General features: G+C 44.5%; 24 protein-coding genes and 1 pseudogene. 1 reads left to right on the top strand and 24 read right to left on the bottom strand.

Features of this window, described 5'->3' with window-relative positions; translation table 11 throughout:
- From NSS94_RS13465 to NSS94_RS13515, 11 genes and pseudogenes are all read right to left on the bottom strand, one after another.
- Window positions 1-672 (bottom strand): hypothetical protein, encoded by a 672-nt coding sequence (locus NSS94_RS13465; protein WP_069010602.1) that lies wholly within the window; start codon window positions 670-672, stop codon window positions 1-3.
- A gap of 626 nt (window positions 673-1,298) precedes the next feature.
- A pseudogene (locus NSS94_RS13470) lies at window positions 1,299-2,643 on the bottom strand (terminase B).
- Window positions 2,597-2,743: a hypothetical protein gene (locus NSS94_RS13475; protein WP_245231629.1), complete on the bottom strand. Its 147-nt coding sequence runs from the start codon at window positions 2,741-2,743 to the stop codon at window positions 2,597-2,599. Before NSS94_RS13475 ends, NSS94_RS13470 begins: the two are co-directional and overlap by 47 nt.
- Before the next feature lie 4 nt (window positions 2,744-2,747).
- Window positions 2,748-3,017: a hypothetical protein gene (locus tag NSS94_RS13480; protein WP_069010603.1), complete on the bottom strand. Its 270-nt coding sequence runs from the start codon at window positions 3,015-3,017 to the stop codon at window positions 2,748-2,750.
- Window positions 3,010-3,435: a phage terminase small subunit gene (gene terS / locus NSS94_RS13485; protein WP_069010604.1), complete on the bottom strand. Its 426-nt coding sequence runs from the start codon at window positions 3,433-3,435 to the stop codon at window positions 3,010-3,012. Before terS ends, NSS94_RS13480 begins: the two co-directional genes overlap by 8 nt.
- 259 nt (window positions 3,436-3,694) lie before the next feature.
- Complete coding sequence (locus NSS94_RS13490; protein ID WP_245231628.1) at window positions 3,695-3,850, bottom strand: hypothetical protein; 156 nt, start codon at window positions 3,848-3,850, stop codon at window positions 3,695-3,697.
- 179 nt (window positions 3,851-4,029) lie between these two features.
- A complete protein-coding gene (locus tag NSS94_RS13495; RefSeq protein ID WP_069010605.1) occupies window positions 4,030-4,284 on the bottom strand; it encodes a hypothetical protein in 255 nt (84 codons plus the stop codon).
- A gap of 285 nt (window positions 4,285-4,569) precedes the next feature.
- A complete protein-coding gene (locus NSS94_RS13500; protein WP_069010606.1) occupies window positions 4,570-5,163 on the bottom strand; it encodes a chloramphenicol phosphotransferase CPT family protein in 594 nt (197 codons plus the stop codon).
- Between the two features lie 336 nt (window positions 5,164-5,499).
- Entirely contained in the window at window positions 5,500-6,105 is a 606-nt protein-coding gene (locus NSS94_RS13505) for a hypothetical protein (protein ID WP_069010607.1), read from the bottom strand.
- 206 nt (window positions 6,106-6,311) lie between these two features.
- The gene (locus NSS94_RS13510) at window positions 6,312-6,572 is read right to left on the bottom strand and encodes a hypothetical protein (RefSeq protein WP_069010608.1); all 261 of its coding nucleotides are present in this window, start codon (window positions 6,570-6,572) and stop codon (window positions 6,312-6,314) included.
- 185 nt (window positions 6,573-6,757) lie between these two features.
- A complete protein-coding gene (locus tag NSS94_RS13515) occupies window positions 6,758-6,880 on the bottom strand; it encodes a hypothetical protein (protein ID WP_277884404.1) in 123 nt (40 codons plus the stop codon).
- Here NSS94_RS13515 and NSS94_RS13520 point away from each other — a divergent pair.
- Window positions 6,869-7,690: a site-specific integrase gene (locus NSS94_RS13520; RefSeq protein WP_241081060.1), complete on the top strand. Its 822-nt coding sequence runs from the start codon at window positions 6,869-6,871 to the stop codon at window positions 7,688-7,690. The two genes, NSS94_RS13515 and NSS94_RS13520, sit on opposite strands and share 12 nt — an antisense overlap.
- Before the next feature lie 202 nt (window positions 7,691-7,892).
- Here NSS94_RS13520 and glnA read toward each other — a convergent pair whose 3' ends face one another.
- From glnA to mutS, 13 genes are all read right to left on the bottom strand, one after another.
- The gene (gene glnA / locus NSS94_RS13525) at window positions 7,893-9,221 is read right to left on the bottom strand and encodes a type I glutamate--ammonia ligase (RefSeq protein ID WP_013310575.1); all 1,329 of its coding nucleotides are present in this window, start codon (window positions 9,219-9,221) and stop codon (window positions 7,893-7,895) included.
- 117 nt (window positions 9,222-9,338) lie between these two features.
- Window positions 9,339-9,752: a MerR family transcriptional regulator gene (locus NSS94_RS13530; RefSeq protein ID WP_007430683.1), complete on the bottom strand. Its 414-nt coding sequence runs from the start codon at window positions 9,750-9,752 to the stop codon at window positions 9,339-9,341.
- An 83-nt stretch (window positions 9,753-9,835) separates the two neighbouring features.
- Window positions 9,836-11,089 (bottom strand): methionine gamma-lyase family protein, encoded by a 1,254-nt coding sequence (locus NSS94_RS13535; RefSeq protein ID WP_341039439.1) that lies wholly within the window; start codon window positions 11,087-11,089, stop codon window positions 9,836-9,838.
- A 111-nt stretch (window positions 11,090-11,200) separates the two neighbouring features.
- Window positions 11,201-12,487, bottom strand: coding sequence for a GTPase HflX (gene hflX, locus NSS94_RS13540; RefSeq protein ID WP_029517891.1), 1,287 nt, complete (start codon window positions 12,485-12,487; stop codon window positions 11,201-11,203).
- Window positions 12,488-12,600: 113 nt separating this feature from the next.
- Complete coding sequence (locus NSS94_RS13545; protein WP_341039440.1) at window positions 12,601-13,584, bottom strand: AAA family ATPase; 984 nt, start codon at window positions 13,582-13,584, stop codon at window positions 12,601-12,603.
- A gap of 115 nt (window positions 13,585-13,699) precedes the next feature.
- Window positions 13,700-14,395 carry a YdcF family protein gene (locus NSS94_RS13550; RefSeq protein ID WP_341039441.1) on the bottom strand — a complete coding sequence of 232 codons (696 nt, stop codon included), beginning with the start codon at window positions 14,393-14,395 and terminating at the stop codon, window positions 13,700-13,702.
- On the bottom strand, window positions 14,392-14,949 hold the full coding sequence (locus NSS94_RS13555; RefSeq protein WP_029518115.1) for a DUF402 domain-containing protein: 558 nt from the start codon (window positions 14,947-14,949) through the stop codon (window positions 14,392-14,394). Before NSS94_RS13555 ends, NSS94_RS13550 begins: the two co-directional genes overlap by 4 nt.
- A gap of 165 nt (window positions 14,950-15,114) precedes the next feature.
- Window positions 15,115-17,775: a PBP1A family penicillin-binding protein gene (locus NSS94_RS13560; RefSeq protein ID WP_341039442.1), complete on the bottom strand. Its 2,661-nt coding sequence runs from the start codon at window positions 17,773-17,775 to the stop codon at window positions 15,115-15,117.
- 190 nt (window positions 17,776-17,965) lie between these two features.
- On the bottom strand, window positions 17,966-18,211 hold the full coding sequence (hfq, locus tag NSS94_RS13565) for an RNA chaperone Hfq (protein ID WP_029518117.1): 246 nt from the start codon (window positions 18,209-18,211) through the stop codon (window positions 17,966-17,968).
- A gap of 20 nt (window positions 18,212-18,231) precedes the next feature.
- Window positions 18,232-19,212 (bottom strand): tRNA (adenosine(37)-N6)-dimethylallyltransferase MiaA, encoded by a 981-nt coding sequence (gene miaA, locus NSS94_RS13570; protein WP_341039443.1) that lies wholly within the window; start codon window positions 19,210-19,212, stop codon window positions 18,232-18,234.
- Window positions 19,196-20,044 (bottom strand): class I SAM-dependent methyltransferase, encoded by an 849-nt coding sequence (locus tag NSS94_RS13575; protein ID WP_341039444.1) that lies wholly within the window; start codon window positions 20,042-20,044, stop codon window positions 19,196-19,198. The genes miaA and NSS94_RS13575 overlap by 17 nt, the downstream gene beginning before the upstream one ends.
- A 12-nt stretch (window positions 20,045-20,056) precedes the next feature.
- Complete coding sequence (gene mutL / locus NSS94_RS13580) at window positions 20,057-22,231, bottom strand: DNA mismatch repair endonuclease MutL (RefSeq protein WP_341039445.1); 2,175 nt, start codon at window positions 22,229-22,231, stop codon at window positions 20,057-20,059.
- Between the two features lie 63 nt (window positions 22,232-22,294).
- Window positions 22,295-25,114 carry a DNA mismatch repair protein MutS gene (mutS, locus tag NSS94_RS13585; protein WP_029518121.1) on the bottom strand — a complete coding sequence of 940 codons (2,820 nt, stop codon included), beginning with the start codon at window positions 25,112-25,114 and terminating at the stop codon, window positions 22,295-22,297.
- Window positions 25,115-25,191: the final 77 nt, after the last annotated feature.

The following is a 25,191-nucleotide window of genomic DNA, read 5'->3' on the forward strand; positions in this document are numbered from 1 at the left end:
CTACATTCTTCGTCCGTTTACCCATTTGTGTCGATGTGGGAAGGTGTGTGATCCATCTGCATTCGAATGATCATAATCTATATCCTCATCTGCATTACCATTTTTATCATAATATCTTCTTTGTTTCAATCCTTTACTATCATACAAATCTTCAGAGGAACGAGATTTCCCGTTTATACCTAACTTATTAAAAGGAGGATGCTTTTCAGAATGTGTGCCAGCAGGAACGCCTCTTTGTTTAGCGTCTTGATAACTTTTTTCTTGCGCTGCTTCTTTTTCTGCTGCTTCTTTTTCTGCAAAGTAAACCCGAACCTTTTCATAAACAGCAGAACCAGCATAATAAGCTGCCCCTCCGACAACCACTGCTCCAGTAGCTACCAAAGCTACTTCACCAACACCAGGAATAAAGTAAATTCCTGCTGCCGCTGGTATGAACATTGGCTGAACTTCTCCAGGCTTTTGTTTCTTAGGGAAATACTTATCAGGTATGTACTGAATCTCTCCATAAGTCACAGACGTTACTGAATTAACATTAAATTCATTACTTTCGAGAACAATATCATTTTTTGCCTCAGAATCACCTAAATCATTCTCAGCAAATACTTGAGGACCTGCCAAACCTAGGGTTATAGCAAATGCAACTGATAAAGATATAATTTTTTTAAAATTCATTCCCTCACTCCTCATTAATAAATTTCCATTAAATTGTAACATTTAGGAATTTCAATTTACATAGTCTATATTTCATAATTTACATAATATAATTACAGTATTAATAAGAGTGTCTTAAGTACCTTTCATTCGACAAACAGCGACACTGAAAATCGACAAGTTGACAATAAAGGTCGACATCAGCCGACCTCAACCGTTACACCTTTTATTTCCTGAGATACTGTCAGCTTTAAAGCAGCCGCTAATATTCCGATTGCTTCAGCCTTAATCCGGCTGAAGGAACTCTGGCTAATCCCCATCTCCCCACAACTGAAGTAATCAAATTCACCCTCATCGTCCAATTAGCTCGAAGAATTACCTTCTTCTGAATGCAAGACAGTTTACTCATGCTAGATCAATCAGTCGATCCTTAACTGCCAGCTCTGCTTCCTTGACCACGTTGTAAACGGCGATGTTCTCTGTTTACTGATTGCGTTAGTAGATTGATGCTCTCCATATGAACGCCTGTGTAACCGCTATCTTTTGTCTTATAAAACCGCTCTACCACATTATCTTTTTACTGCTACACTACCTATTGAAGGAAGCATAATATGTGTATCTGGTTCCATCAAATATTCCCCAAATGTCTAAACAAAAGCGTCAGCTCGGTCTGGTGACTTGAGCCCACGCTTTTTCATATCCTTCTTACTTTCAAGCAGCATTTTACCCTTGCTGGTCATGTTCCATTTACGTGCTGTAAGTTGGGTTATTAGTACATCATCATCAGGCAATTGTAGAACGCTCACATCTCCATTTATGAAATTATTCATATTCTGTTCCAATTGATCCTTAATAGATGCCCACATTTCAGTAACTAGGTTCCCATAGTGCTCATCTAAAGATGAAGAACCATTGTTAATTGGAATGATTTCATATGGTAGCCCCTCTTCAGCTACGATTTCATTTAGTCGATCCGTTACACCTCCACCTACACCGCTATCATCAACTCTTATTCTGATTCGATTTAAATATGGATGAGCTATATGTAGCTCTTTAGCCAGACTGATTACCCAACCAGCAGTAACCATTGTGTCTTTCTTGAAATGATGGTGTTCCCCTACAACTCTTGGCCCTATACCAGCAAACATTGAGGTTTCATCATCACCAAACCGTGCAACGTCAACGCCTATGGTTAGCATTTCTCCGCTCGGTTCCAGCTTCACTTCTCTAGCTGCGAATTCCGCCACTTCCAACGAAATAAATGTATCTGATTCTCCCCGTGGGAATTCACCCAACATCCGAACGCGCCAAACATCACTACCCTCACCATATTTCGCCTTGAGCATTTCGATGCTCTCTTTACTGGTTCTCGGGCTGTCCAAGCAAGATACACGGTGTGTCCTGTATATCGCTCGATCTCTATTATGAGAATCAAAAAAGAACCCGCTCGTTTTAGTCGGGTTCCCGCACATGAAAAGTTTATTGTAATCTCCTGATAGCGTACCAAATATTGCAGCCATAATTCTGTCATCTACACCAGAAGCCTCGTCCACAATAAATAGCATATAATTCTTCGTGAAAACCCTGCATGTTCTCGGGCTTTGTGGCTGTACGTGCTGTTGCAAACCAGCGTTCCTCATAATTGTTCATGTATATCTTCGTTTTAGTCCATTTGAGGATACGTTTTAGTATCGGACTTTGGGACTGCCATTTACTGATCTCCGCCCACAGCACATCATTGAGTTGTTGCCTCGTTGGAGCTGTACAAACAACGCGCGGAAACGGGAAACAGCATAAAAACCATAGTGAGATTGCCGCTTCAAGCGCAGTCTTACCCACTTCCTGACCGGACCTTACGGAAACAAAACGATACTTTGCAATGTCATCTGAAACGTTCTCTTGCCACTTATCAGGGTTAAAATTCAAAATCTCTTTGAAAAATGTTTTAGGACTTTTTCGGTACACTGGCATCCTTTTCTTGAATGCCGCCATCCGTTTGGTCAAGCTCACCGTTTTCTTCGCCATCATCCATTATCGCCTCTACCCAATCATCAATAAGGTCTTCTTCCGAATCACCTTTTTCGTTTTTCAATTCTTCAATTTGAAGACGCGTTCTCGACCTGTGCTTGCATTTGATCAAGCTTCATACGACGTTCATCTTCCTCTGGAGCAATTGCTAGAAACTGCTTTATGGCACCTCGAAGTTCGGACATTGCTGCCGATTGAGCTTTCAGATAAGTAGCGTAACGGTCCCATGAAAATTGAAATTCATGTTCTTCTTTAATTGCTACTTGCTCAAGCTTCTTCTCTTTCCTAGTGCCTGTATTGTGTATTTCATATTCGACTTTTTTAAGTTCTTTAATCATTTCCCCCTTTATCCTCAACAAACATAATTCGTTGTGCCCATACGATGCCTTGGAATTGGGTTGTTATGTTGTACCAGATCATTTCAACTGGGTCCATTTCTTGAACTGCGTCCATGATTTCAAGAAACTCAGGATTCTGAGGCATAAATTTACGGAAGAATCCATGTGTGACTGCTTTGTCGTTCCCAGGAGGGCCACCACTTCCGCCCTTATTCCCTTTTGCATTCCTATTACCTGTTTGCCCCCCGCGTTTTCTTTTTTCGGGAAGCTCGCTCCACTTGTCCAGTGCCTTCCATTTGCGGATGCTGGAATCGCTCACACCCAGCTTTAACGCTATATCCTTAAGTTTCATTTCACGTCCGCTATCCAACCACATTTTCAGCGCCTTTTTCCGGTTTGGATTTCGTTCTCTGCTCACTTAATTTTCACCACCACCAAAGTATTCGAGTTGGTTTTAACGCGGAGGCCTAAAAATAAATCTAGCGCTCCACTTGCATTTATTCGTGATGTTGTTCTAACTACTAGAAAACTAGCACTTGTTAAACTAAATAATGTAAAACTAATTCACTATACTATATATTCTCGGTAACTCATAAAACACGTAGATTGCTTGGTGCTATTTGTTTTGTTGTCCTTTTCCCATTTTGAATTCACGGTTACCCTATTGTAGAGAATTGCTACAACTCAAAATCCTTCAAAACATCGTCTAAAGTGTCCTGAAGGATACCTACATAACGTAATGTCACCTTCTGTTCAGTGTGATTGAACAGATCCATTAGTAACGCTATATCCTTCGTTTCGTTATAAAAATAGTACCCGAATGTCTTTCTCATAGATTTAGTTTTGAATACGCCCTAACCCTCCGTCATGCGCTTGCCACTGCCGCCCTTATTGATGGGGTATTATGACTCTCTTTACGGCTGTCTCGAATTAGTTGTAGTTAGTTTCGATGTGGGCGAGGCATGTATCACGGCCTTGCGTCTATTCCGCCACCACGTTTAAATCTTAACGATTACAGAAGTTGATCAGCTAGTGTTTTAAGGCCACTTGGTACAGCAATTTGTTTGCCATCATGTTCATTTCCGTTTACATAAGCTGTGTCTTTGTCTACATAGTAAACTACACCTTCACCGCCGATAATCGGGAAGCCACTTTCGTCGTAATCCAGATTTGTACCCATATACTTGCCATGCTTAACTGCTTCATCTTCCAACGGATGGAGATGGAGAATTTTTTCCTTGTCCAAGTAAGCGTAACTATGTGCCATGTTTATTGCCTCCTAGAATGGATTTTATTTGTTCCTGAATAGAGTGTAAATCCTTTCTACTCCGTACCTACTACGGATATACATAGTTCTTACTATCAGAAGAAAATAAAGTAGTAGACTGAGCCTAGAAATTGAAACAGCGACAGCAAAGGACGAAAAAAAGTCCTAGACTGTCGCTGTTCCATTGAACTAACGTTCCTCGTTAGCTTAATCCCTAAATCCCTCGGGCAGACCGAGGGGCGTAGCCCAATGTTTGAATATGGTGTTATCTGGTGAATACGCCATCTAGGAAACACTAACATTTCTTTTACTTAATTTCTTAAAAATCGAGTATTCCTTATTGGACTTAATAAAACTTAATATCTTTTCGGCACATTCTATTGGATTCATCTCTTCAGTATTTACTTCGAGGTCATATTCATCAAAGCAATATATTTTGCTAAACTGTGAAGCTACTAGTCCAATCTGTCTATCTCCTCTTGTTTGCTCTCTTTTTATGAGTTCTTCTTCCGAGCATATGACACCTATAAATAACGTAGGCTGATCGAAAAATTGATCAAGAAACTCATTAAATCTCTTGTCATTGTCGATTATGGTATCTGCTATTACATTAAAACCCAATTCTAATAACAGTTTAATTGTCGAATGGTACACTGAGAATATGGAATCATCAAGGATTTGTGAGACAACTTGATGATCTATTTCTTTTGGAGGATCATCTGGAAATTTATTATTAATAAAATCATAGTAATTATTAAAAAAATCATCAATTGATAAATGATAAAAAAGGATCTCTTTCTGATTTATGAGTTCAGTCGATATGGAGGTCTTTCCAGAACTTGAAGTTCCATTTAGAAAAACTAATATCCCTTGCTTCAATTTAATCATCCCTTCAAAAAATAATTATTTCGTATCTTTCAGATAACGTTATATTCACAAAGTTCATTAAATTATCCAACTCAGAAAATATTCGAGAAACGATTGAGCTATCCTGTCAGTTAGTTCAATAAAAAGAACGCTCGCGCGCCTTCGCTTGGGCTAAGTCCTCCTCATTTATATTCCATTTCCAATCACCTATTAAAGTACGTACGCGGGTAGCATGTAGTGCTTAAACAGGGGACTTATCTTAACCTAAGCACTAAGAAAATACTTTATTTTTCAGTCTAGACTTTAGACATCAACAATAAAGACCGCAAAGGCTTAAGCCCTTACGGTCTAATTTACTTCTGGCATTCTAAGTCCAATTTCTCCTTCCTTATTACGGCCCCGTCCATAGTCGATGATCACAAAATCCAAAGTTCGGTTGACTTTAAGACTTTTCGCTAAATTTTCTATGGCCTTACGTCTTTTATCAGCGAATGTCGTAGCTGATATACCATGAATCCCTTTTTTATACTCTCTGCTCATATACTGTTGAGCTTTTAGATACTTCATCCCATCTAGGAACAAAAGTTTTGCAGCAAGCTTTTCATGCGCATCCCTAATGTTAGAGATTGCAAAACGGATATTGTTTGTAATGAGGAGATAAAACCTGTAATTTATGTGACGCTGATCCTTGAGCAAAACAGTATTTGCCGTCACGTCTGCCGTCAGTTCTTGACCTGTTACCCTTTTTGCTACAGAGCCTTCGGCTGAAAGCAAGTCATAAGCCGACATTCCGTTTTCAATTTGCTCTAATGAATGTTCATAGTTTTTGATTACATCAATTAAGTCAGTATATTTGTTTAGCAGCCACTTTGTTTTTCTTATATCTACTGCATCTATATCATCAAAGAAGATAACTGAAGTAACACTTAGTATAGAGGTATAAGCGTAATTCATGAGTCACGCTCTACTGAATCGCTTATATTCCGCTGCTCTTCTAGACTGTAGAAACATCTTGGAGGCGAGCTTTCAGCCTGGCTATCTCTGCATCCTTTTGTTGTATAAGGGATTCAGCCTCTTCCAATTTCTTATATACAGCGTCCCGATCTCGGAGAGCAGCCTCATGCCGTTCTGTTGCTTTGTCAGCTCGTCCTTCCTCATATTTAGCCCAGTTGTAATTGCCAATAGCTGTTTTCTTCCATTCTTGTATGCAATTCCTCAAGCTGTTCATACGTCAATTTTGGATACTGTTGTTGTTTATCTGTCATTGTTGTTCCTCCCAAATACGGTATCATAGAGTCTTCCCGGCTTTCTTTCATGGTTGTCCTGTATATATTTCCAAAGCTTGCTGCATCATGGGCAAAATTCAAGCCCGCCATAAATAACCATGCATTCCGTACACATTTGGTTATTGCATGTTTCATGTTTCATGTTTCATGTTGCATACCGATCATTCGTCCTTTTTCATCCTTAGCTGTTGTGAAGTAGTGGTCAATTATGAAATCACAAAGCTGTGTCGCCTTCGCTTTTTACAGAATGCACATGGATACTTCGGCATTTTAAATACTTCCGGCATGTCCTTGCCCCGTTCTATCCATTATAGGTATGGTTATTGGCGTCCAATGTGTATGATAATCCGGCCAGTCTGCATCCAATGGTGTACCGCAATATGGTGGTTCTTCAATCGGGAAGTTCCACCAAAGAACGTCTCCATAATACGTTGAATCTTCATGAGTACAACATTGAAAAGCACATAAAACCCCACTTCAAAAAAATTACATTACAAAAATTAAAGCCGCTCATGTATCAAAAATTCATAAATAAGCTTTCTGAGAGTAAAGGTAGAGGGGATAAAGTTTATAGTAGACGTACAGTAGAACTCATACATTCCACTATGCATGACGCGCTAGAAAAGGCTGTTACGCTCGGTAAACTGGATAAGAATCCGTGTGAAGGTGTGACTATCAGGGGGATTAAGAAATCAGATAAAGTAAAATTTATTGAGTCAGAGCACATTCCTGAATTTCTAGCAAATGCAAAAAAATACGGATATATTTATTGGTTTTTCTTTATGTTTATGTTAGAGACAGGTATGCGAAAAGGAGAAGTTGGCGCGTTACAGTGGCCAGACATTGATCTAAAAAATGGCTTGGCAACCGTTAGTAAAACTTTAGATTACGATCTCCCTGAGAATCCTGATGATTTATTTGGTGATACAAAGACATTCAACTCAAAAAGAACCTTAAAAATAAGTAACACCTTATTGGCTGCATTAAGACACCACCTAAATGTTCAAAATCAAAACAAGATCACTTTAGGCGAAATGTATAGGCATGATCTTAATCTAATTATGTGTCGTACAGATGGAAGTTCGATCCCGAAATCGTCTTTGTTCAATTCATTTTCTAGGATATTAAAACGAACGGCACTCCCCCCCTTACCTATCCATTCTCTTCGACATACGCACGCAGTATTGCAATTAGAAGCTGGTGCTGATATGAAATATGGCAGGAACGCTTGGGACATGGTAGCATCCAAGTAACATCAGACATCTATGCTCATATTTCAAAAAAAATAGAATCGAATAACATGGGGAAATATGAGTCTTTTACTGAGAATTTATTTCGATAATAAAAAGTTTGGGGGCAATTTGGGGGCGCTTTATAATTCAACTTCATAATATCCATATACTACCCCCAAAGCAAAAATCCCTCAACGCTTAGAGCGCCAAGGGATTTCCCATTTTAGTAAAGCGTCAGATATTGATCACGTTCCCATTGATGTACTTGGGTGCGATACATATCCCATTCAATTTCCTTAAGCTCATAGAAGTAGGCCAATGCATGGTCACCCAGTGCGTCAGAGATAACTTCGCTCCGAATAAGTTCAGACAAAGCTTCTTTCAAGTCTGCAGGCAGACTTGGAATGCCTTCTTCAATCCGCTCTTCTTCAGACATCACGTAAATGTTACGATCAATCGGAGCTGGCAGAGCCAACTGACGTTTGATACCATCCAAACCAGCTCTCAGCATCACTGCCAAGGCCAAATAAGGATTCGCTGCCGGATCAGGGTTACGAACTTCGACGCGAGTGCTCAGACCACGAGATGCGGGAATCCGAATCATTGGACTGCGATTGCTTGCAGACCAAGCCACATAACAAGGCGCTTCATAGCCTGGTACGAGGCGTTTGTAAGAATTTACCGTTGGATTCGTGATCGCTGCCATTGCACGTGCATGTTTCAGAATACCAGCCATATAGTGGCGGGCCGTCTGGCTTAATCCGAGTTCGTCCGTTTCATCATAAAATACGTTTTCATTGTCCTTAAACAACGATTGATTGCAGTGCATACCAGAGCCATTTACACCAAACAAAGGTTTTGGCATAAAGGTAGCATGCAAACCATGCTGACGAGCAATCGTCTTAACAACGAGCTTGAACGTTTGAATCTGGTCCGCAGCTTTAATCGCGTCTGCATATTTAAAGTCAATCTCATGCTGACCAGGTGCAACTTCATGATGGGATGCTTCAATTTCGAAGCCCATCTCTTCAAGCTTAAGTACAATTTCACGACGGCAGTTTTCACCCAGATCCATCGGAGCCAGGTCAAAATACCCACCCTGGTCATTCAGTTCTGTAGTCGGCTCGCCTTTTTCATCCGTTTTGAACAAAAAGAATTCAGGCTCGGGTCCGACATTCATCGAAGTGTATCCCAGCTCTTCGGCTTCCTTAAGTACACGTTTCAAGATGCCCCGTGGGTCACCTGCAAACGGGACTCCATCCGGCTTGTAAATATCGCAGATCAAACGAGCTACACGATCCGAGGTTACCCAAGGGAATACAACCCAAGTGTCCAAATCCGGATATAAATACATATCAGATTCTTCAATACGCACATAACCTTCTATGGAAGATCCGTCAAACATCATTTTATTATCCAATGCCTTTTCCAGTTGACTAACCGGAATTTCAACGTTTTTAATAGTGCCCAGCAAATCTGTGAATTGCAAACGAATAAAACGAACATTTTCCTCTTTCGCAATCCGAAGGATATCTTCTCTGCTATAACTCACTCTAACCTCTCCCTTTCTGTAACGACTATATACGAATCAGTTGTTCTATAAATTACTTAAATGATGAGACCTGGTTTTAAAGTAAGGCAACCTTATACCAAGAGGTAAGTCAAAGCATTATCTCTTATTGAAGAACCGTGATAATTCACCTTGGATCAGGGATACCTGTCCTGGTCTTTTGCCTGCAACAAGTTGTTGTTTCAGCAAGCGGTGAAGCTGAGTATCAGACATTTCACGGCGTTTAACTTCCGTATCTGCAGTAATAACCGTAGCTTCCTCCGATTCCTTCGTAACCGGATTCATGACTTGTTTAATTCCCGCAATGTTAACACCTTTCTCGATCAACGCCTTAATTTCAAGCAGACGCTCTACGTCATTAAAAGAAAAAAGACGTTGGTTTCCCGATGTACGGGCAGGAACTATCAAGTTATGCTGTTCATAATAACGAATCTGACGCGCTGACAAGTCCGTTAGCTTCATGACAATACCTATTGGAAATAAGGCCATATTTCTACGAATTTCGTCGCCCATTTGTCATCAACCTTCCAGTGATCTATTATACACCTTATTGTACATTTAGCTGATGCAAAGTGTCAATGACATGTTAGAAAAACTCACAATAATTTACGTTCTTTCATCGTTTGCAGAGCCATAAGCACTCCAAATTTAACATGAGAGTAGGTTAACCCCCCCTGCATGTAACCAATATAAGGCTCACGAATAGGAGCATCTGCGGATAGTTCCAAACTTCCCCCTTGTATGAACGTACCTGCAGCCATGATAACTGGATGCTCATAACCCGGCATATCCCACGGCTCCGGCACCACATGGCTATCCACAGCAGCCGCACGCTGAATGCCCTGTACAAAAGCAATTAGATGCTCTGGTCCACTAAAAGAAATAGCCTGAATCAAATCCGTACGCTCTTCATGCCAGGCAGGTTTGGTCTCAAATCCCATCTCTTCAAAGACCGCAGCTGCGAATACGCTCCCTTTAACCGCTTGCCCAACCAGTGTTGGAGCAAGGAATAGTCCCTGAAATATGCCTCGTGTAGTACCTAGCATGGCTCCTACTTCTCCACCAATTCCAGGTGCAGTTAATCGGTAGGATGCCAGTTCTACATACTTTTGTTTGCCGCAGATATATCCACCCGTTTCTGCAATGCCACCACCGGGATTTTTAATCAACGAACCTGCCATCAAATCGACACCGACTTGAGTAGGTTCCAGCTTCTCGGTAAATTCACCGTAGCAATTGTCAACAAAGACAATGACGTCAGGTTTTATTTCCTTCACACGTGCTGTCATTTCTTCAATATCTGCTACACTAAACGAAGCTCTCCAATCATAACCGCGTGAACGCTGAATACCGATCACTTTGGTATTGGCATGGATCGCAGACTCCACCGCTTCCCAGTCCACTTTACCTTCCGCTGTTAGTGAGGTTTCCCCATAAGTAACGCCAAAATCTTGCAATGATCCTGTTCCGTCGCCAGGCTTACCAATCACTTTGTGCAGGGTATCATAAGGCCTCCCAGTAATGTATAACAGTTCATGCCCTGGACGCAGCACACCAAATAAAGCAGTGGCAATTGTATGAGTACCCGAAGCAAAATGCGGACGCACCAACGCTGCCTCCGCACCGAACACTTCCGCATAGACTTCTTCCAGCACCTCACGTCCCCGGTCATTGTAAGCATATCCCGTCGAACCCGCAAAGTGGAAATCGCTCACTTGCTTCCGCTGGAATGCCTGAATTACCTTCCACTGATTTGAATCTACAATATGATCTATGTGCTGTATACGTTCTTGTATTTTATGTTCTGCCGTTTCCTGAATTTGCTGTATTTCTGGACTAAAAACTACCATTTACTTTCTTGACCCTCTCTCTTACGCAGCCTTAGGCTATTCATGTTATATTATTGTTCACTTTGAACGATGAGCATTATCATTTTATTGACCCAAAAACATCATTAGATGTTAACCTTCTGTGAACTCGCTGAGCGCATGACCATACTTTTCGTACTCGCCTCTTTGAATTTCAACTTCATAAATGACATCATTGCCATCATACTCTGTCAGTAGTACATCTCCAATTCGATAAAGCACCGATGTTAAATCACCACGTTCCGCAGGAATGCGAAATCTCAGCGTATCACCACTCAGATGCTCTTGAATCAGTTCACGAATGCCCAGCAAATCCCCTTCATCAAAAGCGCTGATTTTCAAATAACCCTCTCCGGAAGGAAGCATTTCGAGTTGCTCAGGGGTACAGGCATCTTTTTTGTTAAATAATACGATCTGAGGCTTGTCCGCAGCCCCTAGCTGCTGCAAGATCGTCTCTACAACTTTCATCTGTTCGTCCCGCATATCCGAAGACGCATCCACGACATGCAAAATGAGATGTGCCTCATTCGCCTCCTCCAAAGTAGCCCGGAAGGAAGCAACCAAATCATGAGGAAGATTTTGAATAAAACCGACCGTATCCGTAAGAATAACTTCTTTTCCACTCGGAAGTTCCATTGTTCTGGAGGTAGGATCCAGCGTCGCAAACAGTTGGTTCTCAATATATACATCGGCTGCTGTCAGTTGCTTCAACAGCGTCGATTTGCCCGCATTGGTATAGCCAACAAGTGCAACCTGAACAATACCGCTCTTTTGTCTGCGCTCCCTGTGCAAATACCGGTGACGGGTCACTTCCTCCAGTTGGCGTTTCAGATCACTGATTCGGTCACGGATATGACGACGGTCTGTCTCCAGCTTGCTTTCACCAGGACCACGTGTTCCGATTCCGCCGCCAAGACGCGAGAGGTTTTTGCCATGTCCAGACAAACGGGGGAGTAAATATGACAACTGTGCCAGTTCAACCTGAATAATACCTTCCCGGGTTTTTGCACGTTGAGCAAAAATGTCCAGAATCAACTGCGTCCGGTCAATAATTTTGAGATCCAGACTTTCTTCCAGATTCCGTACTTGGGCCCCCGAGAGCTCCTGATCAAAAATAGCTGTATTCGCTCCCAATTCTTCAGCAACTGCACGTAATTCCTCTACTTTTCCTTTACCAATAAACCATTTTGAGTCCTTGGCTTCCTTATTCTGTGTCAGGACGCTCAGTACCTCAACTCCCGCTGTCTCAGCCAGTTTCACCAACTCATCCAACGAGTATTCCGTATTAATACCAGATCGTTTGACTTCATCCGTAATCAGACTGACCAGAACCGCCTTGTCCTGCATTTCGGTTTGTGTATCATGAGTGGAGTTCGCCATATTGTTTGCTCCTTTATTTTCATGTCAACTCTCGAACAGAGACCGACCTGATGTTCAGGCCGGCCCCCGTTCGATGTCATAGCATTCGATGTGATTCAGATTCCTATTATCGCCTATCTTTTATCCATTTTCAAATCCTCTGGACGCAGCGTCATCAATTCCTGTTTGCCGGGTTGCCCGCTCCTGTACTGATTAAGCAACCTGACAGCTTGGTGCCGAATCGCTCTTTCAATCACATTACGAACATAGCGTGCATTACTAAACGCATGAAGACTGTCATTACGCTCGTTTAGCAAATGCTCCTTCATTTTAATTATGGACTGAGGCATGAGAATATAATCCCGCTCCTTGGCCATCATCTCGGAAATTTGGATGAGCTGATCCACAGTATAATCAGGAAAATCCAACTGGATTGGAAAGCGAGAAGGAAGACCAGGATTCGTTCGTAAAAAAAAGTCCATTTCCCCCGAGTATCCAGCGAGAATCAAAATAAATTGATTTTTTTGATCTTCCATGGACTTTACCAAGGTATCAATCGCTTCTTTTCCAAAATCCTTTTCCCCTCCGCGTGCCAAACTGTAAGCCTCATCAATGAACAACACGCCGCCAAGAGATTTCTTTACCAGATCTCGCGTTTTTTGCGCCGTGTGGCCAATATACTCACCGACCAGATCAGCCCTCTCCACCTCAATCAGATGACCTTTGCTCAGTACCCCCATTTTTTGCAGCATTTTAGCGATAATGCGGGCCACTGTCGTTTTCCCTGTACCTGGATTTCCTTTGAAAATCATGTGATACACGTGTGCATTGCTCAACAGTCCTGCATCCGTGCGCATATGGGCGATTTGCAAAAAGGCATATACCTCAAATACCAGGTCTTTGATGTTATCCAAGCCGACGAGATGATCGAGTTCTTTCTGAATTTCCTGATAAAGACTGAGATACTGCGGTAGCGCCTGTGACTTGGTTGAAGCCACTGCTTCCGTCTCGTCCACAGTCACCGAAGCTATCGGCTCCGGGCTACGCAGCACGACATTAATTTGTCTGGAAGGTCTCTCCTCCGACCGCTTGCCCGCGGCGATTCCCCGTCCGTTCATGCATCCATCACCTCAACATTTCTTCAGGCACAGCTTACCCTATTAATGTATTCGGTCTGGCATGTCCTTATTAGCATAAAAGCAACGGGAACGTGCACAAAGCCTTTTCTTTAATTCAGGCAACCCAAGTTTGAGCGCTGATCCACCACCGTTGCAGCGTCCATTTAGCGTATGCCAATACTTCTCTTGATTGATGAATTGGCATATTCAGCACTTTAGATTCCGTCAGAGCCATCTGAGGATGATCAAACTTTAAGAATTGAGCAATCTCCATCGCCCGAGGTCCATGATAGCTATGTGTGATGATCACGGTAGAGGTCCATCCATATTCCTTCATAATGCGCTGGCTATAGAGCAGATTTTCGTAAGTACTGGTCGCATGGTTTTCCAACACAATATACTGTACAGGGACCCCTCTATCTACCAAATAGCGTTGCATGCCCTCAGCCTCCGTATACGGAAAATCGGGTTTATCCAGTCCACCACTTACAATTAGATGCTGTACCGTCCCGTTGCGGTATAAGCGCAAGGCTTCTTCCAGCCTTTCCTTCAATCCAGGACTGGGCTCAGCCCCCCACATAGAAGCACCTAATACGATACCAATTTGCACTTGCTGGAGCGGAGTGGTAGAGGCGGCCGTATTCATGTTCCACACTCGGATTCCTGCCCATACCAATCCGATCAAAATGAAAATTATCAAAGAAAGTACAAGACGCTTGGTTACCATAGATATTTTCTTAAGGCGACTCTGCCTGCTTTTCAACTCAGGACGTTTGGGCCCGATGTCTTTAATCCACTGCAAAACTTTCACCGTTCTCTCTTGAAATCACCGTTGTGAAACCATTCTGCTCGGTGTTTCAGCGACATTTTAAAATAAGGGAACACGTGGGCATCTATCTGATGTAACACATCAGCCGCTGTACGGTTAGCCAATTCTGCCTCTTGCGTTGAGATATGCCCCCGTTGTAATGCCTCCTCCAATTCATCCTCATCCACCAGGAAGATTTCACCGTTTTTAAGCACCACAACATCCAAATACAGATCGTCAAACCAAGGGACTCCTTGATCGGTCACACCCTGATTTCGGCAGGTATCAATATACCATTCAACGATTTGCTCCCGATTGTCAAACATAGCAGTCACCACATAGTGCTCACCTTTTGGATAATATTGCAGCCAGGAATATCCTTTATCGGCTATGCAAAACGTATGACCACCGTAACTCTTCCATAACGGCTCCTTGAGACTCAAAATGGTATACAGGGTCATATATCCTGTAAACGCGTCACTTTCTACATACCGGCAAGCAAACTTGCGATTGGTGATTCTGCGCCAGTTGGCCCGGTCTCCGAATTTGCGCTTCATAAATGATGTTCCTCTCCAACATTGGTAAAACCAGCTTACCATATTTAAACTGTACACTCAAAAACAACCCCTGTATTACAGCAAAAAAGGTATTTTCAGACTGTCAAAACAGTCCGAAAATACCTTTGATTTGAAGCCAATATCATCTTACATCAAACATATTTGCTAATCCCGGTTGTGACGTCCACGATTGGAGTTTGAATGACCGTTGGATTTGCTTTCCTGACTTCCATCCATAATAGCACCTGTGGTAGATGCATCTGTATTTTCTGGATTGGTCATAGTATTTTCATCAGTTATACCTGAATCCGGCGTAGTCGTCTGACCATTCCCCGTATTTGTATCGTTTCCGTTCCCAAAATTGTCGTTACTGTTGCCTGTGCCTCCAGTACCATTTCCATTGTTACCTCCAGGAGACGTTGGAACTTGGTCAGAACCAGTACCGTTATCAGTACCTCCAGGAGTCGTATTCCCCTGGTCTGTGCCGTCCTGACCATCTATATTCTCGCCATTATCCGGTACAGTTCCATCCTGATTAGGATCATTTCCTAGCTGCGGATCTATCGGAGTAGTCTCTGTCGAAATTTCTACACTAATCGTATTCGAAGCTGCGGATTCTTTACCATCCGCTCCATAAGCTACGACATAGTATTGATACGTTTTTCCAGCTACAGGAGACGTATCTTCGCCACTCGTGCCTCTCATCGCCTCCATAATCGTCCTGAAGCTTCCTTCGGAAGACTCTTTACGATAAACACGGTATTGTACATTGTCTCCCTCTGCCGCATTCCAGGACAACGATACAATTTGGGTGTCCTGACTATAAGACCCGCTCAGTCCGCTTGGAGCGGTAGCCTGAACCGGCTCTTCTGGCTTCTGCTCAACTGGTGGTTCATATCCCTTCGGCTCGCTGAATTGCGTAACCGGATGCCCCTTGAGAGCTTCACCCATGACCCTTCCGAAAAAGGCTGCCGACTGCCCACTATAGTTTCTGAGCATATGTTTACTGTCCGGCTTATCATAACCCATCCATACTGCTCCGGTATATTCTGGCGTATAACCGACAAACCAGATGTCCCGGTTACCACTGTTACCGCTAATTCCACTTTGGGTCGTACCCGTTTTACCGGCTACAGGCCAGTCAATGCGTGCTTTGCGACCTGTGCCGCTATTGACTACATTTTGCATCATTTTTGTCATTTCATAAGCCGTTTTTTCACTCATTACAGATTTAGTTTCCTCTTCATGAGTATAAACTACTTGATCATCACTATTGTTAATTTGCTTAATAGAATAAGCCTTTTGGAATTGTCCTTTATTGGCAAATGAGCTGTACGCCTGCGCCATTTCAAGGGTATTCGTCCCTTTGCTTAATCCACCCAATGCGATAGCAAGTGAGTGATCGTTTTTGTCCATCGGAATGCCTACGCTCTCGGCAAATTGAACCCCTTTTTCCACACCGATTTGGTTCAGCAACCATACAGGCGGAATATTTTCAGACTTCGTAATCGCGTCGAGCATGCTGATGGTCGACGAGTAACCATGCAAGTTTTTCGGACTGTATCCGTTAAAGCTCTGGCGTTCGTTACTCAAAGGAGTATCCATCGTAAATTTACCGGATTCGAGAGCTGGCGCATAGGCTACAATCGGCTTGAAGGCCGATCCTGGCTGTCTGCGGCTCTGTGTCGCACGATTGAAGGTTCCCTTTTTGTAATCCCGTCCGGGTGCCATAGCGGCAATTCCACCTGTCTGGTTGTTAATAATGACCATCGAAGCTTGAACCGGCTGATCGTCAGGACTTTTTTCGAACATGTCATCATCTGCCATCGCCTGATCCAGCGCATTTTGAGCCTGGGCATCCATTGTGGTATGAATTTTGTAACCGCCAATAATCAGATCATTGCCGCTAACTCCTGGCAGTGCATCCTCTGCCTCATCCATGACGTATTCCATAAAATTTTGATACTTTTGAACTTTTTCTGGTTGTTTGTAATTGTAATTTACAGCCTTGGCCTCTTCCATCTCTTGCTTTCCAATCATCCCCTGCTCAAACATCAGCTGGAGAACCACCGCACGTCGTGCCTTCGAGTTCTCCGGGTTACTGATCGGATTATACTTGGATGGCCCTTTCGGAATAGCTGCCAGTGTAGCAATTTGCCACAATTTTAATTCTTTTAAGTTGGTTTGCCCAAAATAACCTTCCGACGCTGCCTTAATTCCAGAATAGGAGCGTCCAAACCAAATCCGATTTAAGTAGAGAGTAATAATTTCATCTTTAGTCAACCTCCGCTCCAGCGCCATTGCGATGGACACCTCTGTCGCTTTACGGAAAAAGGTTTTGTCGCGTGTCAAAAACAAGTTTTTGGCCAGCTGCTGAGTTAGCGTACTGCCGCCCTCCACTGCCGAACGGGCCACGATATCCTTAACGGCTGCCCGGCCGATAGACCAAATATCAACTCCTTGATGTTCCATAAAACGCTTATCCTCGGTTGCAATAAAAGCTTTTTTGAGCAAGTCTGGTATTTCTTCACTTTTGACAGGATCACTTTTTTGCACAGACAACTCACCCATGAGCACACCGTTGCGGTCATAAACCTTTGATGTCTCATTCACTGTGATTTTGTCCTTGTTCGCATCGTAAATTTTTTCGCCATTTACCATGACAAATAAATAGCCACCAAGTGCGCAAAATATAGCTACCGCCGCGGTAATAAACAGCGTCCATCCAATTCGCTTACCTGTAATTTTCTTTTTCTTGCCCTTCGGCTTCTCTTTAGATGTGTTTCTATTGCGATTGCCGGATCTGGACAATGAATCGTTTGGCATTCCCCTGACTCCCTTTCGCGAATAATCATATGGTACCTAACATAAGCTTAAAGCTTGCTGTCGGCAGCTTGAAAGTAAACGGAATGAAAAGAACAACCCTGATCAGGTTGCTCCCGGTCACATTCCTATACAGTTAGACGAGACGGACGCCTGAAAAGTTTCATGAACCCGGACGACCGTCAAGCCGTAATCAGTTATCGCTAGCGCTATCCTGCTGCTGTACAAGCGATACATTGCGTTGCGGTGTAAAGGTGGAGATGGCATGCTTGTAAATCAGCTGCTGCTTTCCATCCGAGTCGATCACAATCGTAAAATTGTCAAATGCTTTAATCGTCCCTCGCACCTGAAATCCATTGATGAGGTATACCGTTACAGGTATAGAATCCTTGCGCAATTGATTCAGAAACGTATCTTGGATATTAATGGACTTGTTCATTTTAGCCGTACCCCCAATAATCATTTGGATTGTTTTGAAGTATATTCAAGGTCTGTCCGGAACTTTCCTGCTATAATTTTGTGTATTTGGGCTGCATGAGCAGAAAAATTTCCGAAATCAGTGACATCTACCCACTGGATATCCTTCATATGGCGAAACCACGAGAGCTGTCGCTTCGCAAAATGACGCGTATCCCGTTTTAGCCAAGTCACCGCCTCTTCCAAAGACACCTCTCCCCGCAGGTAGGAGGATATCTCTTTATAGCCTAGACCTTGCATGGAGATGGCATCGCTTCGCACTCCCCGTTCCATTAAGGAGGTTACCTCAGCCACAAGCCCTTGATCGAGCATCCCGTCAATTCGGTCTTCAATACGTTTATATAGCATTTGCCTATCCATTGTCAAACCTACGATGCAGAGTTGGTAGGGAGATTCCTTTTTTTGACTGGCAAGTTGAGAGCTAAGTGTCGTTCCGCTAACATGGTAAATTTCCAGTGCCCGAACGACACGACGACGATCATTAGGATGCAAACGAAGTGCACTTTCGGGATCAACCGCCTGTAGTCGCGCATGAAGCGCGTCAGCTCCAAACTGTTCGGCATAGTCCAGCTGCTCCTGACGAAAAGCTTCGTCAGCCCCTACCTCGGAAAACTGGTATTCATAGCAGACTGATTCTACATATAAACCTGTTCCGCCTACGATAAACGGTAGCTTTCCTCTAGATTGAATATCAGGTATGAGACGACGACAGTCCTCCTGAAATTGGGCTACTGAATATGGGTATTCAGGCTCATGAATATCAATTAAATGGTGCTTGATTCCTTCCATTTCCTGTTCGGAAATTTTGGCAGTTCCAACGTCCATATGACGGTATACCTGCATGGAATCCCCGGAAATAATTTCCGCGTCAAATTGTCGAGCCATCTCAATGCTTAGTTTCGTCTTGCCAACCGCAGTCGGGCCAACAAGAACGAGTAGTTTAGGCTTAGGTGCCACTGTCAATATCGATCACTCCGTACACTGTTTTCGTTGTGCCCCGCTGCTCTACACGGAAGCCGAGGCGGGCAAATTCCCCGCTACCCCGTTTTTCTTTTAATACAATTGTTTTTCGTGCAATCCGTTTCGCATGAACAATACTTTCCTCACTCAACGCGTCTGGATTTGCCAACCCTCTCAATGGACCAATTGCGCTGGAATCGAGCAACGGATCACGAAACATAGGGTCAAAATAAATAATATCTATACTGCGATCCGGCAAACTACGCAAATAGTCCAAATGATGACCAAAACGAACGTCAATGTTGGAAAAGGCTTTATCTACTTCAGCGTTGCCGGAACGGTAATGCCTCATTCCATCCTTGATTAAAGCGTAGACGGGGAAAGAACTCTCCACAGCCGTGACTTGTCCAGAGCTTCCCGTTCCAATTGAAAATAGAAGAGAATCCGTACCAAGTCCTGCAGTGCAATCCAGCACGGTATCACCCGGGACGATCCGGGCAGCCGTCAACATCGGGTCAGGTTCACCCTTTAATACCCGTTTGGCGCGAATGAAGCCCATACTGGGGTGAAAAGCCATCGGTGGTTGTTCTGGGCTAATCAGCCTTACTCCGCCCTGCACCAGAACCAACGCTTGACGGACTCTGTGAGCCGCAATTAGCTTAGCTACCGATATGCCACGACGAGGGGCATACAGCGCCCCTAAATCGGCTGCAAGCAACTTCGCTCGCTCCACAACCTCAGCCGAGGGGGAATCCCCTGTCGTGACGAGTAATTCGACTTGCTTTTCCCGTAGGCTCGACTGCTCTTCTTCACGGTTTTCCCGATCCTGCAACATATATATACTCCCTTACATTACTCTTTTAAACAGCTTCTCTAAATCATATGTGGAAAAGGAAACCACAATAGGTCGCCCATGAGGGCAAGTATAAGGTTGTTTGCACGCTGCCAAACGCTCTAGCAGCACAATAGCCTGCCGATCAGTCAGCTTCTGGTTTGCTTTAATCGAAGCCCGGCAGGAGCACATGATTGAGGCTGCTTCCCGCAGCTTAGCAAGATCAATGGCTCTTTCCTCCAGCACCCATCCGGCCATTTCCTCAATGACATCCGCTTCTTCCCCTTGGGGAAGCCAGTACGGGTAAGAGCTGACACGGAAGGTTTGACCGCCAAAATGCTCCAGATACACCCCTGCCTGTTCAAACCAGTGCAGCCTTGTTTTCAACTTTTCCGTTTCGGAAGGCGTAAAATCCAGTGTAATTGGCAGTAGCAGCTCCTGCGATACTGACTCGGGATTGCCGAATTTTTCATAATAAAATTCATAATTGACTCGTTCATGTGCGGCATGTTGATCAATTAAATACAAGCCCTGGTCGTTCTGCGCAATCAGATATGTCCCATGGTGCTGACCGATTAAATTCAGTTCAGGAAAAGTAGGCAGCTCTGGAACTTCTCCCGACACTGCTGCCAATTGCTCCGCATCCAGACGTTGCTGGCGCGGCTTCTGATCCGCGAAATGACGGGAATCTGTAGCTTGTCCTGCAATCGGCGGCATAGAAGATGGGTAAGCAGTAGAAGCAGCTGTTTCCTGTATCCCTCCGCTGTATAAGGTAGTTGTGCCTATTGCGGCATTATCTCCTTCGGACGACTGTACGGTCGCCCCATCAGGAAGCGGCACTTCCCCTTTAACTTCACTCCCGTTGTTTTCTTCCACAAAATCTGCATCCAGTTCATCATCATTAATACTTTTACCTGAAAGATTGTTTGCCCGTCCAATGGCTGAGAGACTATCCCTGCTCGGACGTTGCTCACGCTCCTGGCTACCCCTGTTATTCTCTTCGTTCCTGTTCAAGTAATTGGATTGGCGCGATTCCTGGCTCTCCGGCGAAGTCACGGAAGGTGGCAGTGCTCCCCCCCGGTCTTTGCCGGAAGGAGCATCCCCTTCCGCACCATTTCCCTTCGAGAAGTGAAACTGCTCCTGCACAAACGAGCCACTGTCCTTGCCACCGATCTCGCGCTTGACTGCCTTCGGAATCAGCACTTGCTGCCCTAAGACAGCTTTTACCGAATCTTCAACCAGCTGAAACAGTTCAGCTTCTTTACTAAACCTTACCTCCAGCTTGGCAGGATGAACGTTAACATCCACCAAAAAAGGATGCATTTCCAGTTGGATCACAGCCAGCGGAAAACGATTGATCGGCAATAAGGTATGATATGCCTTGAGCAACGCCTGATTAAGCCCGTAGCTACGCACAAAACGTCCGTTCACTACTGTCGAGATCGCATTGCGATTTGATCTCGTCCACTCTGGGCGACTGACATAGCCACTAATTCGGTAATCCAGGCTCTCTCCTTCTAGTAGCAGCATGGATTTCGCCGCAGAAGTTCCGTAAATAGCGGCAATCACCTGCAGCAAATCACCATTGCCCAGCGTTTGCAGCAATGTATTGCCATTATGCCGCAATGTGAAGGCCACTTCCGGGTGCGAAAGCGCCATTCGGTACAATACATCCGAAATGTGTCCCAGCTCGGTCTGGATTGTTTTCATATATTTCAGCCTTGCAGGTGTATTATAAAACAGCTCCCGTACGGTAAAATCCGTCCCTTGCCTACTAGCAGCATCCTCGTGAAGCAACAGCTTACCGCCTTCAATCACTAATTTACGGGCACGCCCGTCATCTCCGGCTGCTGTAAGCAACTCTACTTTCGATACTGCCGCAATACTTGGCAACGCCTCTCCCCGAAAGCCGAGACTTGTGATCTGAAACAGGTCGCGACCATGTCCAATTTTACTTGTCGCGTGCCGATAGAATGCCGTTTCCACGTCTTCAGGCTCAATGCCACTTCCATTATCCGTCACCCGGATACTTTGCAAGCCGCCCTCTTCTACCCATACGTCCACCCGCGTACCGCCTGCATCAATCGCATTTTCCACCAGTTCCTTCACGACGGAGGCTGGACGCTCCACGACCTCACCGGCAGCAATCTGGTTCGCAATATGTTCATCCAGTACCCGAATTTTAGACATCCTTTTAACCTCCTCCTGACTTCAAAGTGCGATGAAAAATAAGAATAATGTCACTTATTTTAACTACAGGCCATTGGCCTTATTTTTAAGATCATTTAATAGCTGCATTGCCTGTAAAGGAGTCATATTCATGACATCAGCATTCTTCACCTTGCGCAAAATTTGGCGCACAATTGGATTCGTCTCTACTGTCTCTGCGTGGGGCTTGGAGGTGGCAAGCTCCTGCTCTCCAAAAATGGACAGCTGTACCACTTCGGTTGCTCCTTGCTCCAACCTGCTGGAATCCTCCACAGTCTGTAGAGTATCTTCTTTTACCAGGGTCGCCTGCTGTGATAAAGACTGAGCTGATGATGCAGTTTCTCCGCTTTCTCGCAATGTCTGGCCTGAATTATATTTGGTCAAAGAAGAAATATCCTCTGTCCCTGAAACTGTACGAAGATCAGTCCCTTCCTTCCCTCCTACTACTATCTCGGTACCTGCCGTTACTTGAGCCGCTGCCTGTTCAAAACCATTCAGCAGTCCATTCGCTCGCTCAATAATGTTATTGGGCAAGCCTGCAAGCCGAGCACAATAAATACCATAGCTACTGCTAGCCGCTCCCGGTATGAGCTTGCGCAGGAAATTCACTTTGTCGCCGCTTTCCTGCACGGCCATAGAGTAATTTCGCAGCGAAGACAGGCCTTGCTCCAAATGCGCCAGCTCATGGAAATGCGTGGATACCAGTGCCTTACAGCCGATCGTGTCATGGACAAATTCGATGACTGCCTGTGCAATTGCCATTCCTTCACTGGTAGACGTACCTCGTCCCAGTTCATCAATAATGATCAAGCTTCGCGGAGTTGCCTTGTCCGTCATTACTTGGATATCTGCCATTTCGACCATAAACGTACTCTGCCCGCCGATAAGATCATCCGCTGCGCCGATCCGTGTGAAAATGCGATCCAGCATCGGCACCTTGGCACGTGCAGCAGGGACAAAACAGCCAATTTGAGCCATAATTGCAATAAGTGCGACCTGACGCATATACGTACTTTTCCCAGCCATGTTCGGCCCGGTGATAAGTAGAATATGCGCATCCGCTTCCTCCAATACCGTGCTGTTGGCGATAAAACCGCCATCTTTCATTACAGCCTCCACCACGGGATGGCGACCCTGCTCCACTACGAAATCATATCCTGTAGTCAGCTCAGGTTTCACGAATCCCCGTTCCGCGCTAACCGATGCCAGCGACTGATACACGTCAATTTCAGCCACTTGCTCTGCCAGCTTTTGCAAACGGGGAATTTCAGCGTTTAGTTTACTGCGAAGCTCGGAGAAAAGCGTATACTCCAGATCAACCATTTTATCCTCGGCTTCCAGAATTAGAGATTCCTTTTCCTTCAACTCCGGTGTAATATACCGTTCCGCATTCGCCAACGTCTGTTTGCGTTCATATCGACCTTCTGGTAATGAGGCCAAATTGGATTTGGTCACCTCGATATAATAACCAAATACTTTGTTATATCCAATTTTAAGTGACCGAATGCCGGTTGCTGCACGTTCCTTGGCCTCTAGCTCAGCGATCCAACGTTTACCGTTCACACTCGCCTCGCGCAGTTCGTCCAGACGCTGATGGTAGCCTTCCTTAATAAGACCTCCATCCCTTACGGAAATCGGCGGTTCATCCGCCACCGCTTCCTCAATCAATGTACACAGGTCTGTACAGCTATCCAGCGTTTGTGCAATCTGTCTCAGCGTCTTCGAAGGAGATTCAGCGCACAATTCGCGTAAAGAAGGAATTCGGACCAGCGACAGCTTGAGAGCGATCAGATCACGTGCATTAGCACTACCAAAGGCAATCCGCCCAACCAGACGCTCCAGATCGTAAATCTCTTTAAGCTGAGCACGTACATCCTCTCGGAAAATAAACTGGTGGTATAGCTTGTCCACCGCCTCCAAGCGTTCCTCAATAAGACTGCCGCTCAACAACGGCTTGTCGATCCAACGACGCAACAGACGCGCTCCCATGGAAGTCTCTGTGCGATCCAACAGCCACAGCAGCGAGCCTTTCTTGGAGCGTTCACGTACTGTCTCCACCAGTTCCAGATTCCTGCGGGTAAATGGATCCAGAATCATAAAATGGTTTGGCTCATATACGGAGATTTGGGTCAATTGGCCTAACGATCTTTTTTGCGTTTCATTCAAATAGGAAATCAAGCGTGATACGCACCGTCTGCGTTCCTCCGTAAGCCTTGCCCACGTGGCTTCGCCAAATTGATCCCGAACCAAATCATCCTTGGATTTGTCCCAGGCCGTATACACAACACGCCGTCCAACGGGGGACATACGGGAAGCCACAAAATCAAGCAGATGACCATCCCCCAACATTTCGGACGGCTCATAAATGTTTATTTCATCTAGTAGCCATTCTTTCGAATCAGGCACAGAGGTCACATACAATTCACCTGTTGACAAGTCGCACGCCGCAAGAGCCAGCATCCCGTCCGTCTCTGTGACACATACCATGTAGTTGTTGGATTTATCACCCAGCACCTTGCCTTCCATTACTGTACCCGGGGTCACAACGCGGACAATATCCCGCCGCACCATTCCCTTCGTAGCTGAGGCTTCCTCCATTTGCTCACAGATGGCCACTTTATAACCTTTCTCAATGAGGCGCTGTATGTAATTTTCCGCTGAATGATAAGGCACGCCGCACATCGGAATTTTTTCCGTGGCGCCACCCTCACGACCCGTAAGTGTAATTTCCAGCTCCTTGGATGCAAGAATTGCATCATCGAAAAACATCTCGTAAAAATCTCCCAGACGGAAAAACAAAAATGCATCTTTAGCCTGCTCTTTTATGGATAAATACTGCTCAATCATCGGTGTATATTTAGACATACCGTTTACTAACCCCCACACTTTGTTCCGTTTAAACTTATAATTATCTCTCATTATATCAAAAATGACAGTCGATA

This window comes from Paenibacillus sp. FSL L8-0644 (assembly GCF_038008165.1).
Lineage (GTDB): Bacteria > Bacillota > Bacilli > Paenibacillales > Paenibacillaceae > Paenibacillus > Paenibacillus polymyxa_D.

What these genes read in the sequence shown, in the direction of transcription:
- NSS94_RS13465 (WP_069010602.1), bottom strand. Translation starts at nt 672, where the DNA reads ATGAATTTTAAAAAAATTATATCTTTATCAGTTGCATTTGCTATAACC.
- NSS94_RS13505 (WP_069010607.1), bottom strand. Translation starts at nt 6,105, where the DNA reads ATGAATTACGCTTATACCTCTATACTAAGTGTTACTTCAGTTATCTTC.
- NSS94_RS13555 (WP_029518115.1), bottom strand. Translation starts at nt 14,949, where the DNA reads ATGAAGCGCAAATTCGGAGACCGGGCCAACTGGCGCAGAATCACCAAT.
- NSS94_RS13530 (WP_007430683.1), bottom strand. Translation starts at nt 9,752, where the DNA reads ATGGGCGACGAAATTCGTAGAAATATGGCCTTATTTCCAATAGGTATT.
- NSS94_RS13560 (WP_341039442.1), bottom strand. Translation starts at nt 17,775, where the DNA reads ATGCCAAACGATTCATTGTCCAGATCCGGCAATCGCAATAGAAACACA.
- hfq (WP_029518117.1), bottom strand. Translation starts at nt 18,211, where the DNA reads ATGAACAAGTCCATTAATATCCAAGATACGTTTCTGAATCAATTGCGC.
- NSS94_RS13510 (WP_069010608.1), bottom strand. Translation starts at nt 6,572, where the DNA reads ATGAAACATGCAATAACCAAATGTGTACGGAATGCATGGTTATTTATG.
- mutS (WP_029518121.1), bottom strand. Translation starts at nt 25,114, where the DNA reads ATGTCTAAATATACACCGATGATTGAGCAGTATTTATCCATAAAAGAG.
- NSS94_RS13490 (WP_245231628.1), bottom strand. Translation starts at nt 3,850, where the DNA reads ATGAGAAAGACATTCGGGTACTATTTTTATAACGAAACGAAGGATATA.
- NSS94_RS13535 (WP_341039439.1), bottom strand. Translation starts at nt 11,089, where the DNA reads ATGGTAGTTTTTAGTCCAGAAATACAGCAAATTCAGGAAACGGCAGAA.
- NSS94_RS13495 (WP_069010605.1), bottom strand. Translation starts at nt 4,284, where the DNA reads ATGGCACATAGTTACGCTTACTTGGACAAGGAAAAAATTCTCCATCTC.
- mutL (WP_341039445.1), bottom strand. Translation starts at nt 22,231, where the DNA reads ATGTCTAAAATTCGGGTACTGGATGAACATATTGCGAACCAGATTGCT.
- NSS94_RS13575 (WP_341039444.1), bottom strand. Translation starts at nt 20,044, where the DNA reads ATGTTGCAGGATCGGGAAAACCGTGAAGAAGAGCAGTCGAGCCTACGG.
- NSS94_RS13480 (WP_069010603.1), bottom strand. Translation starts at nt 3,017, where the DNA reads ATGATTAAAGAACTTAAAAAAGTCGAATATGAAATACACAATACAGGC.
- NSS94_RS13545 (WP_341039440.1), bottom strand. Translation starts at nt 13,584, where the DNA reads ATGAACGGACGGGGAATCGCCGCGGGCAAGCGGTCGGAGGAGAGACCT.
- hflX (WP_029517891.1), bottom strand. Translation starts at nt 12,487, where the DNA reads ATGGCGAACTCCACTCATGATACACAAACCGAAATGCAGGACAAGGCG.
- NSS94_RS13515 (WP_277884404.1), bottom strand. Translation starts at nt 6,880, where the DNA reads ATGAAGATTCAACGTATTATGGAGACGTTCTTTGGTGGAACTTCCCGA.